Source organism: Arthrobacter sp. THG-b23 (assembly GCF_059091265.1).
This window is the reverse complement of sequence record NZ_JBNHGM010000001.1, coordinates 593,251-607,126: the sequence shown is the minus strand read 5'-3', so window position 1 is coordinate 607,126 and position 13,876 is coordinate 593,251. Positions and strand designations below refer to the sequence as shown.

At 66.6% G+C, this 13,876-nt stretch carries 11 protein-coding genes, 1 pseudogene and 1 riboswitch; of the genes and pseudogenes, 6 read left to right on the top strand and 6 right to left on the bottom strand.

Going from position 1 to position 13,876, the window contains the following annotated elements:
* Window positions 1–307 precede the first annotated feature (307 nt).
* A complete protein-coding gene (locus tag AC5RVD_RS02965) occupies window positions 308–1,342 on the top strand; it encodes an AAA family ATPase (protein ID WP_494125899.1) in 1,035 nt (344 codons plus the stop codon).
* 58 nt (window positions 1,343–1,400) lie between these two features.
* On the opposite strand, the gene AC5RVD_RS02960 is transcribed toward AC5RVD_RS02965, so the two are convergent.
* The 4 genes and pseudogenes from AC5RVD_RS02960 to AC5RVD_RS02945 all read right to left on the bottom strand — a co-directional run.
* A complete protein-coding gene (locus AC5RVD_RS02960) occupies window positions 1,401–2,816 on the bottom strand; it encodes an L-serine ammonia-lyase (RefSeq protein ID WP_494125898.1) in 1,416 nt (471 codons plus the stop codon).
* Between the two features lie 8 nt (window positions 2,817–2,824).
* Window positions 2,825–4,150 (bottom strand): serine hydroxymethyltransferase, encoded by a 1,326-nt coding sequence (gene glyA / locus AC5RVD_RS02955; protein WP_494125897.1) that lies wholly within the window; start codon window positions 4,148–4,150, stop codon window positions 2,825–2,827.
* Complete coding sequence (gcvH, locus tag AC5RVD_RS02950) at window positions 4,147–4,533, bottom strand: glycine cleavage system protein GcvH (RefSeq protein WP_494125896.1); 387 nt, start codon at window positions 4,531–4,533, stop codon at window positions 4,147–4,149. The genes glyA and gcvH overlap by 4 nt, the downstream gene beginning before the upstream one ends.
* A gap of 46 nt (window positions 4,534–4,579) precedes the next feature.
* Window positions 4,580–4,977: pseudogene (locus AC5RVD_RS02945) on the bottom strand (glycine dehydrogenase (aminomethyl-transferring)); the annotation flags it as partial.
* Between the two features lie 148 nt (window positions 4,978–5,125).
* A riboswitch (glycine riboswitch) is annotated at window positions 5,126–5,227 on the bottom strand.
* Between the two features lie 298 nt (window positions 5,228–5,525).
* Between AC5RVD_RS02945 and AC5RVD_RS02940 the strand changes: the two are divergent.
* Together AC5RVD_RS02940 and AC5RVD_RS02935 are read left to right on the top strand one after the other, a co-directional pair.
* Window positions 5,526–6,317 carry a peptidoglycan-binding protein gene (locus AC5RVD_RS02940; protein WP_494125895.1) on the top strand — a complete coding sequence of 264 codons (792 nt, stop codon included), beginning with the start codon at window positions 5,526–5,528 and terminating at the stop codon, window positions 6,315–6,317.
* 6 nt (window positions 6,318–6,323) lie between these two features.
* Window positions 6,324–8,792: a hypothetical protein gene (locus AC5RVD_RS02935; protein WP_494125894.1), complete on the top strand. Its 2,469-nt coding sequence runs from the start codon at window positions 6,324–6,326 to the stop codon at window positions 8,790–8,792.
* 57 nt (window positions 8,793–8,849) lie between these two features.
* Here the strand turns inward: AC5RVD_RS02935 and AC5RVD_RS02930 are convergent, their stop codons facing one another.
* Window positions 8,850–10,427, bottom strand: coding sequence for an amino acid permease (locus AC5RVD_RS02930; protein WP_494125893.1), 1,578 nt, complete (start codon window positions 10,425–10,427; stop codon window positions 8,850–8,852).
* Between the two features lie 259 nt (window positions 10,428–10,686).
* Window positions 10,687–11,499, bottom strand: coding sequence for an SGNH/GDSL hydrolase family protein (locus tag AC5RVD_RS02925; protein ID WP_494125892.1), 813 nt, complete (start codon window positions 11,497–11,499; stop codon window positions 10,687–10,689).
* A 168-nt stretch (window positions 11,500–11,667) separates the two neighbouring features.
* On the opposite strand from AC5RVD_RS02925, the gene AC5RVD_RS02920 reads away from it, so the two are divergent.
* The 3 genes from AC5RVD_RS02920 (at window position 11,668) to AC5RVD_RS02910 (ending at window position 13,865) form a co-directional block, all read left to right on the top strand.
* The gene (locus AC5RVD_RS02920; RefSeq protein WP_493979801.1) at window positions 11,668–11,808 is read left to right on the top strand and encodes a hypothetical protein; all 141 of its coding nucleotides are present in this window, start codon (window positions 11,668–11,670) and stop codon (window positions 11,806–11,808) included.
* Between the two features lie 154 nt (window positions 11,809–11,962).
* Entirely contained in the window at window positions 11,963–13,027 is a 1,065-nt protein-coding gene (locus tag AC5RVD_RS02915; protein WP_494125891.1) for a hypothetical protein, read from the top strand.
* Window positions 13,028–13,037: 10 nt separating this feature from the next.
* Entirely contained in the window at window positions 13,038–13,865 is an 828-nt protein-coding gene (locus AC5RVD_RS02910; protein ID WP_494126061.1) for an oxidoreductase, read from the top strand.
* Window positions 13,866–13,876: the final 11 nt, after the last annotated feature.

Genomic DNA, 13,876 nt, shown 5'->3' with positions numbered 1-13,876 from the left:
TTCTCGCAACTGCTTCAACTCCCGTGCTTTAGACGCCGATAACCGTGAGTATGTCGACTGGGGCCAATGCTGAGTGGAGACTGCCATCAGGGGAGTGGAGTGTTGGAGGATGCTCAAACGGGACAGCCACCCGATAGGGCTTGAACTTAAGGCACCAGCCTCTCATTCATTCAGGCCCATGCATAAGCTCTCCCTCATGCCTGCCGGATAGCGGACCGGCTTGCGTGATCGCTGCCAGCGGCCAAAGGGGGTGATACTAGTGAGGCCAACCCCATCCCGGTCGGGAACCGGGTACTACAGTGGATGCATGGCTGCCAGCCGCAATCCGCTCGACGACCTGCGCGAAACAATCGGCCATCTGGCCGATCAGCTCAAGCTGCACGGTTCGGAGCGCGTCGACGACCTGGTCGGCGATCGCATCGGTGCGAGGCCCGGGCCGGCCCGGCCGCTGTCCGAGGTGCAGGCCGAGCTCGACACGCTGATCGGACTGGGGACCGTGAAGGAACAGGTGCGGGCCCTCGTCGCACTGCTCCAGGTCCAGGCCCGCCGTAAGGCGCACGGCCTGCCGGAGGTGGCCACATCACAGCATCTGGTGTTCCTTGGAAACCCGGGCACGGGCAAGACGACCGTGGCGCGGCTCCTGGCCGAGATGTACCGCGCCGTCGGTCTACTGCAGAAAGGCCATCTGGTCGAGGTCGACCGTTCGGGTCTGGTGGGGCAGTACGTCGGCGCGACCGCCATCAAGACGGACCGGGTGATCCGGCGTGCGCTGGACGGCGTCCTGTTCATCGATGAGGCCTACGCGCTGGCCCCGGAGGACGGCCGGGCGGACTTCGGCCCCGAGGCGATCGAGGTCCTGCTCAAGCGGATGGAGGACTACCGCCACCGCCTGGTCGTGATCGCGGCCGGGTACCCGCAGCTGATGGAATCCTTCCTGCTCTCGAACCCCGGACTGCGCTCCCGATTCGCCCGCGAGATCACGTTCCCCGACTACTCCATCGACGAACTCCTGACGATCTTCCACCGGATGCTGGCCCAACACGAGTACACGCTGGAACCGGGTGCGGACCAGATGCTGCGCCGCATCTTCACCGGGCTCCACGCGGGCGAGGACTCCGGCAATGCACGGTTCGCCCGCACGCTGTTCGAGCAGGCGCTCAACCGTCAGGCGCTGCGGCTGTCGCTGGACGGGGAACAAAGTTTCGATGCGCTCGATCGTGAGGCCGTCATGACGCTCACCGAGGACGACATCGTCGAGGCCGCGCTGGCGCTGGGCGAGGAGCCGGAGCCGGAACCAACGCCGGAACCGGAGCAGTCACGCTGGCGGCGCTGGCTGGCCTGATCGGATCTGCGGCGGCTGTCAGGCAAATGCAGCGTTCGCTGCGGCTGACCGGGCGCGCCTAGCATTCGACGACGTTGACGGCCAGGCCACCCATCGCGGTTTCCTTGTATTTGGAGCTCATGTCCTTGCCGGTTTCGCGCATGGTGATGATGACTTCGTCCAGCGAGACGCGGTGCGTGCCGTCGCCCCAGAGCGCCATCTTGGCGGCGTTCACGGCTTTGGCGGCGCCGATGGCGTTGCGTTCGATGCAGGGGATCTGCACCAGGCCGCCGATCGGGTCGCAGGTCAGCCCCAGGTTGTGCTCCATGGCGATCTCGGCGGCGTTTTCCACCTGCGCGGGACTGCCGCCCATAACCTCGGCCAGGCCTGCGGCGGCCATGGAGGACGCGGAACCCACCTCGCCCTGGCAGCCGACCTCCGCGCCGGAGATGGAGGCCTGCTCCTTGTAGAGGACCCCGACGGCGGCGGCCGCCAGCAGGAACTTCACGATGACGTCTTCCTTGTCCGCCTGCGTGGCCTTGTCCATGCCCGGCGCGTAGTGCGTGGCGTAGAACATGACCGCGGGAATGATGCCCGCCGCTCCGTTTGTGGGTGCGGTGACGACGCGGCCGCCCGAGGCGTTCTCTTCGTTCACGGCCAGGGCCACCAGATTGACCCATTCCTGCCAATACTTGTGGTCCCGGTCCTTGTCTTCCTTGCGCAGCCGCTCATGCCAGGCGGGGGCCCGGCGTCGGACGTTCAGCCCCCCGGGCAAGAGACCTTCGCGCTTGATGGCGGAGTCTTTGCATTCCTCCATCACCTGCCAGATGTGGATCAGGCCGGCACGGATGTCCGCCTCGGAGCGTGAGGCCTTCTCGTTGAGCATCATGATGTCGCTGATGCCCAGGCCGGTGTTGCGGCAGTGTTCCAGCAGTTCGGCCGCCGTCCGGAAGGGGTAGGGGAGCTCCTCCTTGGAGGCTTCCAGCTCCCGGGCTGCCGCACTTTCCTCGCCGTCGCGGACCACGAAGCCGCCGCCCACGGAAAAGAACGTCGCCTCGTGAAGGACCGCACCGGCGTCGTCGGTCACCTGGAATTTCATCCCGTTGGTGTGCCGGGGCAGCACGGTGAGCGGATGCTGCACCATGTCCTCAACCCGGTAATCCAGGACCAGGCCGGCCGAGCCCTCGACTCGCGAGCACAACTGCAGCTCGCCGGTCGAGGCCATCTCTGCAAGGCGGGATTCGACTTCGTCGGGCAGGATTTGCTCGGGCTGGAAGCCTTCCAGCCCGAGCATCACCGCCGTGAAGGTGCCGTGGCCGCGGCCCGTAGCCGCGAGGGATCCGTACAGGTCCACCCGCAGCCCGGCGACCCGGTCCAGCACACCCGTTGACACCAGTTCCCCGGCAAAGACTGCGGCTGCCCGCATCGGACCAACGGTGTGCGAACTGGAGGGACCGATGCCCACGGTGAAGAGGTCGAATACGCCGACAGCCATGATGCTCCTTAACGACCTTCGGTTGGTGTGGAAACCGGGGCCAGGTCCGGGTAGAGCGGATGCGCCTGGGCCAGTGCCTCCACCCGGGCCTTCAGGCCGGACAGGTCCGCGGCCGGCCCGGCAATGAGGGCTTCGGCGATGATGTCCGCGACCTGGTGGAACGCCTCTTCGCCGAAGCCTCGGGTGGCCAGCGCCGGCGTGCCGATGCGCAGGCCGGAGGTGACCATGGGCGGCCGCGGGTCGAACGGCACCGCGTTGCGGTTCACCGTGATGTCGATGGCGGCCAGCAGGTCCTCGCCCTGCTGGCCGTCCAGCTCGGAACTGCGCAGGTCAACCAGGACCAGGTGCACGTCGGTTCCGCCGGTCAGCACCGTGATGCCCTTCTCCGCGACGTCCTGCTGCGACAGCCGCTCGGCAAGGATCCGTGCGCCCGCCAGCGTGCGCTGCTGGCGGTCGGCGAATTCCTCGGAGGCGGCGACCTTGAACGCCACGGCCTTGCCCGCGATGACATGTTCAAGCGGCCCGCCCTGCTGGCCGGGGAACACCGCGGAATTGATCTTCTTGGCGATGTCGGCCTCGTTGGTCAGGATGATGCCGCCGCGCGGACCCGCCAGCGTCTTGTGCGTGGTGGACGTGACCACGTGGGCGTGCGGCACCGGGCTGGCGTGCAGGCCCGCCGCCACCAGGCCGGCGATGTGCGCCATGTCCACCATCAGGTATGCCCCGACGGCGTCGGCGATGCGGCGGAACTCAGCGAAGTCGAGCTGGCGCGGGTAGGCGGACCAACCGGCGATGATCAGCTGCGGCTGGTGCTCGTGCGCCAGCCGCTCCACCTCGGCCATGTCGACCCGGTAGTCCTCCTCGGAGACGCCATAGGCGGCCACGTTGTAGAGCCTGCCGGAAAAGTTGATCTTCATGCCGTGGGTCAGGTGCCCGCCGTGGGCCAGGTTCAGGCCCAGGATCGTGTCGCCGGGCTTGATCAGGGCGTGCATGACCGAGGCGTTGGCCTGGGCGCCGGAGTGCGGCTGGACGTTGGCGAAGCCGGCGCCGAACAGCTCCTTGACCCGGTCGATGGCCAGCTGCTCGATCACGTCGACGTGCTCGCAGCCGCCGTAGTAACGGCGCCCCGGATAGCCCTCGGCGTACTTGTTGGTCACCACCGAGCCCTGGGCCTGCATGACGGCGACGGACGTGTGGTTCTCCGAGGCGATCATTTCCAGCCCGGACTGCTGGCGGCGCAGCTCGTTGTCGATCTGGGCGGCGATTTCCGGATCCAGGACGCCCAGGTCCGCGTTCAGGCTGGCGCTGGCGACCGCCGTCATTGCCGCGGTCATGCTACTTCACCACCGTTGGCGGCGGCATACTCCTCGGCGGAGAGCAACGGGCCTTCCTCCGACACCTGGACGGTGAAGAGCCAGCCCGCGCCGTAGGGATCATCGTTGATCACGGCCGGGTCAGCCACGGCGTCGCCGTTGACTTTGGTGACCTCGCCGGTCACAGGAGAGTAGAGATCCGAAACGGACTTGGTGGACTCGATTTCACCGCAGGTCTCGCCGGCTGTGACGACGGTGCCGACCTCGGGAAGATCCACGTACACGATGTCGCCCAGTGCCTCGGTTGCCACGGCAGAAACGCCGATCCTGGCCGGGCCGGAACCGTCGGTGGCCACCCATTCATGCTCTGCGGAGTATCGTAGTTCGGCGTTGACTTTGCTCACTGTGATGCCTTTCTTGGAAACGTGCTGTTGATGCGGAAAAGAATTACTGCCGGCGCCACCGCACGGCTTCGGCGACCGCCATGGCCTCGTCCAGCAGGGAGGCCTTGGCGACGGGCAGGGCGGTGAGGTCCTGGACCATGGTCTGGAAGTTCAGCAGCGCCTCCAGCCGGCTTTGGGAAATCTCGGGCTGTAGGGCGTGTGCGCGGTGTACCCGGCCGGGGATTCCACCACATTGCGACGGCTCACCGGCGGCGTGGCGGTGTCGCTCAGGGCGTCGTCGAGATCGACGGCGTTTTCCTGGCGGATGGATGGGGGAACGGCAGCGTCCATCAGACCGTCCACGCTGTCGTAGCCGACCATCTTGAGCATGGTCTCGATGTCCGCTTCCCGGCGGGCACCGAGATGCCGGTCGGCGAAGGTTGATGAAAGTGGTTGAACCGTCATGAGGAACTCCAAGATGGGGCCGGCCCGAGGGCTCGGCTGGGATTGGGGTTCCTCCCCGCTCTGTATTTGACCTGAGAGATTCCGCGGAGTGTGTTCCGCTTGCACCGTCGGTGAGCCGGGCTGCTGCCAGACTGCTTTCCAGAGTTGCCTCGCCGCGGCGGTACATGGGCCTGAGAGATTCCTGGGGAGGATTTGCTCCTACGGCGCCTGCCCGGATGGTGTGCGGAGAGGACTCTCCCGCCACGGTTCGAAAGGCTCATTCAATTGTGGGTGATTCGACTCACACCATACACGCGGTGCCGTGCGATCAAAAATCCGGTCGCCGAACATCAGGTCACGTCGCAAAACCGAGGTCCGGTCAACCGCCGCACGCCGGGCCGGGACCGCCTCCGCGCCTACACAATAAAAGGATTCATCAGTATGCTTTGCGTTGATGTGCTGAAGAGGAGGGCAAACGATCAGGGCCCGGGGCCGCCGGGCCGATAACGAGAAGCGACTCGACCACGGGTTGGAACGGAAGGCGCCTGGCGCCGGAGACGGAGATTTTGATGAGCAACGAAGAGGGACGCACGCCGCTGTCGCCCGAGGAACTCGAATCCCAGTCCGGGACGGCGCTGCCGGACAAGGAAGTCGCGTCCATCCTGGATTTGAATGCCGATCTCGACCTGGCCATCGATGCGGCCGCGCCGATCGATCTGGCCGTCGCGGCGAACGCCAACGTGGCGGCCCCCATCGATGCCGCCGCCTCGGCCAACATCCTCTCGTCCGGCTCCACGGCGCAGGCCCTGTCCGATCAGGGCGTCATCATCGACCAGGGCATCACTGCGGACGCGACCGCCGAATCAACTCAGGACAGCACCATCGACCAGGGCAATGACACCGTGGACGACGCCGGGACAACCGCCGGCTCCGCTGCCGGGACGGCTGCCGCCGGTGATTCCGGTCTTCCGCTGGAGAACGCCACCGGGCAGGAGGCCACTGAACCGGCGCTGCTGCCGGACGGCACGCTGCCGGATGGCACCCTTCCCGATGGCACGCTGCCGGACGGCACCCTGCCCGACACCGGATCGGTCACGGAAGGCCTCGGGTCGACCCTCGACGGGAACCTGCTCAACGTCAACGTCAATCTGGCCGCGGACGCCGATATTGCCGCCCCGATCAACGGTGCTGTGGCCGCCAACGCCAACGTTGCCGCCCCGATTGACGCCGCGGTGGCGGCGAATATCGGCTCGGTCGACAGCAATGCCGTCGCGGTGGCGCAGCAGGACGCCATCATCAACCAGCAGATCGACGGCAGCGCCGAGGCCAGCGCCGGCCAGCAGTCCGACCTCGAACAATAGTCCTGAATGAGCATGGGTCCGAGCCGGCCGCCGGCCATGAGTGACGTGCTGCACGGCGGCCGGCCGGCTGCACCCCCTTCGATTGATGTCCCGGCGCTGGCCGATGGGGTGCAGCTCCTCGGACCGGCACAGGGTTCCGGCTACCGGGAACCGCCCGCGCTGGTCCGGCGCGCGGACGGGCAGACGCTTCAGCTCACTCCGCTGCTCTATGCGGTTTTGGAGGGCGTGGACGGCTCCCGGAGCCTCGACCAAATTGCCGAACATGCCGGCGGGAAGTCCGGCAGGCTGATCACTGCCGGAAACGTGCAGACCCTGATCGAAAAGCAGCTGCTGCCGCTGGGCCTGCTGCGGCTCGCGGACGGCTCGCAACCCGAAGTCAAAAAGGCCAGCCCGCTGCTGGGCATGCGCTTCCGCTACACGGTCACGGATCCGGCGCTGACCCGGAAACTGACGGCTCCGTTCGCAGTCCTGTTCCATCCGCTGATCGCCTTGCCCGTGGCTTTGGCCTTTTTGGCGGCGTGCTGGTGGGTGCTGATGGTCAAGGGCCTCGGTTCGGCAACGCACCAGGCCTTCGCCAACCCCGGGTTGCTGCTCTTGGTTTTCGCCATCACCATTCTTTCGGCCGGCTTCCACGAGTTCGGCCATGCCGCCGGGGCGCGCCGCGGCGGCGCGACGCCGGGAGCCATGGGCGTCGGCCTGTACCTGATCTGGCCCGCCTTTTACACCGATGTCACGGACTCCTACCGGCTGGGACGCGGCGGCCGGCTCCGCACGGATCTGGGCGGCCTGTACTTTAACGCCATCGTCGTGGTGGGCACGATAGGCGCCTGGTGGCTCACCGGCTTCGACGCGCTGCTGCTGGTGGTGGTGACCCAGATACTGCAGATGGTGCGCCAACTGCTGCCCCTGGTTCGCTTCGACGGCTACCACATTCTTGCCGACGCAACCGGGGTTCCCGACCTGTTCCAACGGATCAAGCCCACCCTGCTGGGGCTGTTGCCCTGGCGGTGGTCCGATCCCGAACCCAAGTTGCTCAAGCCCTGGGCCAGGGCCGTCGTGACCGCCTGGGTCCTGGTCACGGTTCCGCTGCTCCTGTTCTGCCTCTTCATGATGGTGGTCTCGCTTCCCCGGGTCCTGGGGACGGCCTGGGCCAGCATCTTGGACCAACAAAGGCTGCTGGTGGCTGCCGGTTCGGACGGCGACGTCGCCGGCATGGCCGTGCGTGTCCTGGCGATCACCGCCGTCGCGCTTCCCGTTCTCGGGATTGCCTACATCCTGCTGCGGATGGCCCGTCAGCTTGGCACGGCGGTCTGGGCGAAAACCCGTGGCCGGCCGCTCCGGCGGGTGACTGCCATGGCCGCCGCCGTCGCCGTTCTCGCCGGTTTGGCCTGGGCCTGGTGGCCCGACGACGGCGCCTACCGCCCGGTGCAGCCCTACGAGCGCGGAACCCTGTTCGATGCGGCAGCTTCCTTCGCCCCGGTGTCATCGGCGGGGCTGACCGAAGGCCGCGCAGGACAAACGGTGGCGGCGTGGCCGTCCGGTACCGACCTGCCGACGGCGGAGAATCCGCAACTGGCGATGGTCCTTGTTCCCCGTGACGATCAGCCTGGGCGCGAAGCGACCGCCACCGCGGACATCGGCGAAGATCCGACGAACGACGGCGGTGCCGGCACCACAGCTACTGAGCCTTCCGCGGACCCACCGCCGGCCTGGGTCTTCCCCTTCGACCGGCCGCTGGCCCCGGAGGAGGACGGAAACCAGGCCCTTGCCGTCAACGTTGAGGACGGATCCGTGGTCTACGACGTCGCCTTCGCCCTTGTCTGGGCCGAAGACGGGCCGGTAGACGCCACGAACGAGGCCTACGCCTTCGCTTCGTGCCGGGGCTGCACCGCCGTCGCCGTGGGTTTTCAGGTTGTCCTGATCCTCGGCCAGGCCGACGTCGTGGTCCCCCAAAACCTTTCGGCGGCGGCCAACTACAACTGCGTCGAGTGCCTCACCTACGCCCTCGCCAGCCAGTTGGTCCTCACCCTCGACGGTCCGCTCAGCGACGCCGGCATGGAGAAACTGGCACACCTGTGGGAGGAGATCGCCGCCTACGGCCGGTCGCTCGAAGACGTTCCCCTGGACGAAATCCAGGCCCGGCTGAACGACTACAAGATGCGCATTCTCGGCATCATCGAACAAGACGCCGCCATCGGTGACGGCAGCGCCGACACAGGCACCGACGCGGCGTCCGAAACAGAGCCGGCCTCCGACACGGGCTCGTCTCCGGAGGCAACACCTCCGGCGGACACCGGCAGCGGGCAGCCACCCGCCCCGGCAGAGACACCCGCCGGTGAACCCGAGCCCGGAACGACGACGACATCCCCGGCACCGATACCCACCGGCACACCGCAGCCCGAACCCGCCCCCGCGCAGGAGCCCGCCCCTGCGCCCGCTCCGGCTGACGAACCGGCGCCGGTGCCGAGCGGATAACTCTCGGCAGCTACCGCCGGCGCCCCGCAGCGCCAGGGCAGCCCGGCGGCTGCAGGGTCACCGGGTGGCGCCGGCGGGTTCGTCCTCGAGGTCCTCGGGTGCCCCGAGGTCCATCTCGAGCAGCGGCACCACCTTGGACTTGGTGATGAAGCGGTGGGCCAGCCACAAAACGATGAAGACCGGCAAGCCAATGTAGGAGGAAAGCACCTCCATGCCCCGTCCGGCAAGCACGGCCTCGTAGTTCTGTCCGGCGATCACGAGGACCAGCAGGGCGAAGGCCAGCAGCGGGCCGATGGGGAACAAGGAGGCCTTGTACGGCAAGTCGCTGACCTTGTTGCCCTGGGCCAGAAAGCCGCGCCTGAAGCGGTAGTGGGAGACAGCGATTCCCGCCCACACGATGAAGCCGCACAGGCCGGACATGTTCAGCAGCCAGGAGTAGGCCGCGCCCTGACCGACGATCGCGGAGAGGAATCCGAAGAGACCCACAGCCGCGGTGGCCAGCAGCGCCGGAATCGGCACACCGCGGGCATTGGTTCTCCGGAAGATTTTCGGGGCCTTCCCGTCATGGGCCATGGCGTAAAGCATGCGCGTGGAGGCATATAGTCCCGAGTTGCCGGCCGAGAGGATGGCGGTCAGGATCACCGCGTTCATCAGGGCCGCCGCGAAGGCGATTCCGGCGCGCGAGAAGACGAGCGTGAACGGGGATACTGCGACATCGGCCTCGCCGGAGGCCAGCAAACTCGGATCGGTGAACGGGATCAGGCAGCCGATGATGAAGATGGCACCAATGTAGAAGAGCATGATGCGCCAAAAGACCGTGCGGATGGCCTTCGGCACTTCGCGGCGCGGGTTCTTGGCTTCGCCTGCGGCCACGCCCACCAGCTCGGTGCCCTGGAAGGAGAACCCGGCAATCATGAAGACCGAGATGATCGAGACCCAACCGCCGTGGAACACGTCATCGCGGTTTTCCCAGTTGCTCAGGCCCGGGGAGTTGTCCCCGAGGATGCCGAAGATCATCAGCACGCCGGCGATCAGGAAGAGCACCACTGCGGCGACCTTGATGAGGGAGAGCCAGAACTCTGACTCACCGAAGGACTTGGCGGAGAGGGCGTTAAGCCCGGTCAAGACCAGCAGAAAGATCCCGGCCCACACCCAGCCGGGGACCCCCGGGAACCAGAAATCCATGATGATTCCGGCGGCAACCAGCTCGGCGGCCACCGTGATGGCCCAGTTGAACCAGTAGTTCCAGCCGATCGCGAACCCGAAGGACGGCGAGACAAATCGGGTGGCAAAGGTCTGGAAGGATCCGGCCACCGGAATCTTGGCCGACATTTCGCCCAGCGACTGCATCAGCAGGAACACCATCAGCCCGACCAGCGCATAGGCGACCAAGGCTCCGCCGGGACCAGCCTGGGAAATCGTGCCGCCCGAGGCCACGAACAGCCCCGTGCCGATCGCACCGCCGATGGCGATCATCTGCAGGTGGCGACTGCTCAGCCCGCGCTTGAGTTCGTTGTCGGCCTTGCCGGAGGTGCGGCCTGCCCCTGTCCCTGGGGAGGATCCGCGTCGTGTTTCTGCAGCGGGTCCGGGCGCGACAGCGCTGTCGTCTGTGTGCGTGGGGGAGCTGAGTCCCATGGTGCCTCCGGAAGGTAGCAGCGTTGGTTGAGCTTTCCGGTGGGCCCGCCGGAAAGGACGGTGATCAAGCTAACACGCGCTGAAAAAGAGTTTTTATGCGAAGCGAATGTTGCTGACAAGGACCTCAAAATCTTACGAGTGCCGGAGTTATCCGCAGAAAAAGCATCAGAGTTGCTAACTTACTCGCGCTTTTGAGTAAATATCTCTTGGTCATCTGCTAGGCGCCCGTGTGCTGCACGGCCCGTCCCAAATATCCGGGTCATCGGTGTCCCTGGAATGCGTGCCACGTCAGTTCGGCCAGTGCGGCCTGGCCGCCGGGGCCGGGATGGAAGTAATCCAGGGTGCTAATTTCGGTGGCGGAGAACCTGTAGGCGTAGACGGCGCCGCGGTCCCAGTGACAGTTCTTATACCTTGCGCATGTGTCGGCGAGGATCTCGTTGAAGGCCAGCTCGCGGGCAACAACTTCCTGCCGCTGGTTCTCGGTGACCTCGGCGCCGAGCATGGACGGGCAGGTTCCGTTGGCCGCCCACACCCGTCTGGCCTCCTGATCGGTGCGCAGAACGGACCACAGGCGATGAAGGTCGGGAATGCTGCTGACGTAGATGCTGGCGTGCGGCAGCCCGTGATGCAGCGCCTCGAGAGCAGTAGCGACCTGTTCTGTGAAGTCGGTGATGGACGTCATTGCTGATGCCGAATAGGCGCACAGGTCGTTGGCTCCAATGAGGAGGGTGATGTAGTCCGCCTTCTGGGCCACGGCCATGGACACCTGCGCAGGAAGATCCGCCGCCCCGGCGCCGCCGGCGGAATTGTTGTAATTGCTGATGCTGTTCTGCGGGTGCAACGCCACCAGCCGCTCGTAGTGGCTGCGTATGCCGTCGGACCGCTCGTCGCCCGTGGACCAGGACTGGGCCGGGTAGTTGCCGGGCTTGCAACAGGTGTTTGCGGCCTGGGTGATGGAATCTCCGAGTCCCGCAATGGCGCTTGGATACGATCGCAGGGCCGCGGACCCTGGCATAACCAGCAGCGCGAACAGCATCAGCGCCAGGATCAGGAACCGGACGGTGCTGCCCACGGAACCTCTTCCATGTCGAAGACTCTAATCACCGACAGCAACCGTCGCCATAAAACGAGGACGGTTCGTGAACCTCCCGACGTGACCGAAGCTGTGCAGAAGCGGCACCAAGCAGCAGGTGGCGCGTGTCTTGGTACCGGGAGCGTCCTGCCGACGTAGGCTCAAGTCATGGATGGCGAAGTGACCGAGCTGGAAGGGCAAACCACCATCAATGAACTGCTTGACGAGCCGGTCGGCGTATCTCATATCCAGATGACCCTGCCGATCTATGTCCAGCTCCGCGCAGGCGAATTCCGCCGTCTTTCCTGACGCTCCCGCGAGGCGCAGGTTCCCCCGGGGGCAGTGCCCGCGATGTATTTCCCGAGGGCCTCGCTACACTGACGGCATCGACGGTGATCGGGGGACGGGCGCGGTGAAGCGGAAGCGGCGGCAGGGAAGCCGGGGCCGGAGGCTTGGGGCGGTGATGGCGGCAGCACTGACGGTCGGCGCCATGGCGGCCTGCGGGCAGCTCCCGGGAGGCCCGGGGGGACAAGCGCGGCCCGAGGCCGAACTGGTCGACGCCGTCGATTGCACAACGGTGCAGCACATCGTCGAACCAGGGCAGCCGTCCGCACCTCCGCCGCCGGCGGCCGGCAGCGTGCCCGAAGCCTTCGCGCCGGTCGACGTCATCCGCTGTGACGCCCTGGCGATGGCAACCGTCGAGGACGAGGATGGCCTGTGGTCGGCGTTCACGGAAGAGCGCCTCACCGGAAACATTGACGCACTGTTGAAAGCGCTGGCGCAGCCCAGCGACGGACCCAGGGCGAACTTGGCCTGCACCGCCGACATGGAAATGGTCCCCGATCTGTGGCTCGTGGATGCGGCCGGCAAGGCCATGCGTGCCGCGTGGCCGACGGATTCCTGCGGCAAGACCAAACCGGGGGTCCGCGAGGTTCTGGCGGGCATGACCGTAATCGAGTCGAAGCAGCACCGGAGGGAACTGATCCAGCCGAGGGCGGCGCTGGATGCTGGCTGCCCCGCCGAGTGGGGCATCAAGCCGATGCCGGGAGTGGCTGCGCTGGTACCTTTCGAGCAGACGGCGGGCGCGCAGCCGCGTAGCAGCGGCGAGGGCATGCCGGGTTCCCCCGGCCTTCTGCCCAGCGCTGGCGAGGCCGACACGATGAAGATCTGCCAGTACCGGACCGAGCGGATAACGAATGAAGACGACGAGCGCCCCGCCGACGCGCAGCCGAACCTGGAGTTTGACGTGTTCGAGATCGTGTCCGGGACGTTTTTTAGGGGAGGTAGCCTTGAGGGCCCGGCCATAGACGTCATCTTGAAGGCGGCCAGCGAGGATCCGGCTGACAGCGAATGCGCCGACGACGCAACGGAGCTTGCCGTGCTGTGGCCGCTCGCCAAGGGGCAAAGCATTGGCGCACCGCTGGCGGTGGAACTCGACGGTTGCCGGCGGCTCTTGGCTCCCGACGGCGCGGCCCGGAACCTGCCGGACGAGGCGCGCGCCGCCGTCGTCATGGCATTGGAGAAGTGAGGCGGGCGTGATGGTGAGGGACAAAGTCGCACTGGTAACCGGAGCGTCCTCCGGGATCGGGGAACATACGTGTCGGGAGCTGGCACGCCGCGGCTTCATCGTCTACGCGGCCGCGCGCCGGCTGGAGCGGATGCGCCCGCTGGAAGAGCACGGGGTTCGCGTCCTCGAGATGGACCTGACCGACGACGCGTCCATGGTGCGCGGGGTAGGGCACATCCTTTCGGAGCAGGGGCGGCTGGACGTGCTGGTCAACAATGCCGGTTACGGATCATACGGCGCGATTGAGAATGTGCCGTTGGATGATGCCCGGCAGCAGTTCGAAGTGAACCTGTTCGGGCTGGGGCGGCTTATCCAGCTGGCGGCCCCGGCCATGCGGGCCCAGGGCGGCGGGCGGATCATTAACGTCTCCTCGATCGGCGGCGTGTTCTATGAACCGCTGGGCGGCTGGTACCACGCGGCGAAATTCGCGGTCGAGGGTTTGTCGGACTGCCTCCGGGTGGAGCTCAAACCCTACGGCATCGACGTGGTGATCGTCGAGCCCGGGCCGATTCTGACCGAGTGGGACGCCATCGCGGTGGAGGGCCTGCTGCAGAGTTCCGAAGGTACGGCCTACGCGCAGCAGGCGGAGAGCGTGGCGCGGGCGATCGCCGGGGCCTACACGGAACGCACGGGAACGCGGCCGGAAGTCGTTGGAAGTCGCATCGCCCGGGTGGCGGCCGCCCGGCGCACGCGCAGCCGGTACCCGGTCGGACGAGGCGCGCGGACGATCATGAGCGCTCGTCGGCTGCTGCCCGACCGGGTCTTCGACGCCGTGCTCGCCAGGGTGTACCAGCGCTGAACCGGCGCGGA

Excerpts from the sequence above, each read along its gene's own strand:
- AC5RVD_RS02930 (WP_494125893.1), bottom strand. The coding sequence starts at position 10,427 with ATGGGACTCAGCTCCCCCACGCACACAGACGACAGCGCTGTCGCGCCC.
- AC5RVD_RS02915 (WP_494125891.1), top strand. The coding sequence starts at position 11,963 with ATGGCGGCAGCACTGACGGTCGGCGCCATGGCGGCCTGCGGGCAGCTC.
- AC5RVD_RS02935 (WP_494125894.1), top strand. The coding sequence starts at position 6,324 with ATGAGCATGGGTCCGAGCCGGCCGCCGGCCATGAGTGACGTGCTGCAC.
- AC5RVD_RS02910 (WP_494126061.1), top strand. The coding sequence starts at position 13,038 with ATGGTGAGGGACAAAGTCGCACTGGTAACCGGAGCGTCCTCCGGGATC.
- AC5RVD_RS02965 (WP_494125899.1), top strand. The coding sequence starts at position 308 with ATGGCTGCCAGCCGCAATCCGCTCGACGACCTGCGCGAAACAATCGGC.
- AC5RVD_RS02920 (WP_493979801.1), top strand. The coding sequence starts at position 11,668 with ATGGATGGCGAAGTGACCGAGCTGGAAGGGCAAACCACCATCAATGAA.
- glyA (WP_494125897.1), bottom strand. The coding sequence starts at position 4,150 with ATGACCGCGGCAATGACGGCGGTCGCCAGCGCCAGCCTGAACGCGGAC.
- AC5RVD_RS02960 (WP_494125898.1), bottom strand. The coding sequence starts at position 2,816 with ATGGCTGTCGGCGTATTCGACCTCTTCACCGTGGGCATCGGTCCCTCC.
- AC5RVD_RS02940 (WP_494125895.1), top strand. The coding sequence starts at position 5,526 with ATGAGCAACGAAGAGGGACGCACGCCGCTGTCGCCCGAGGAACTCGAA.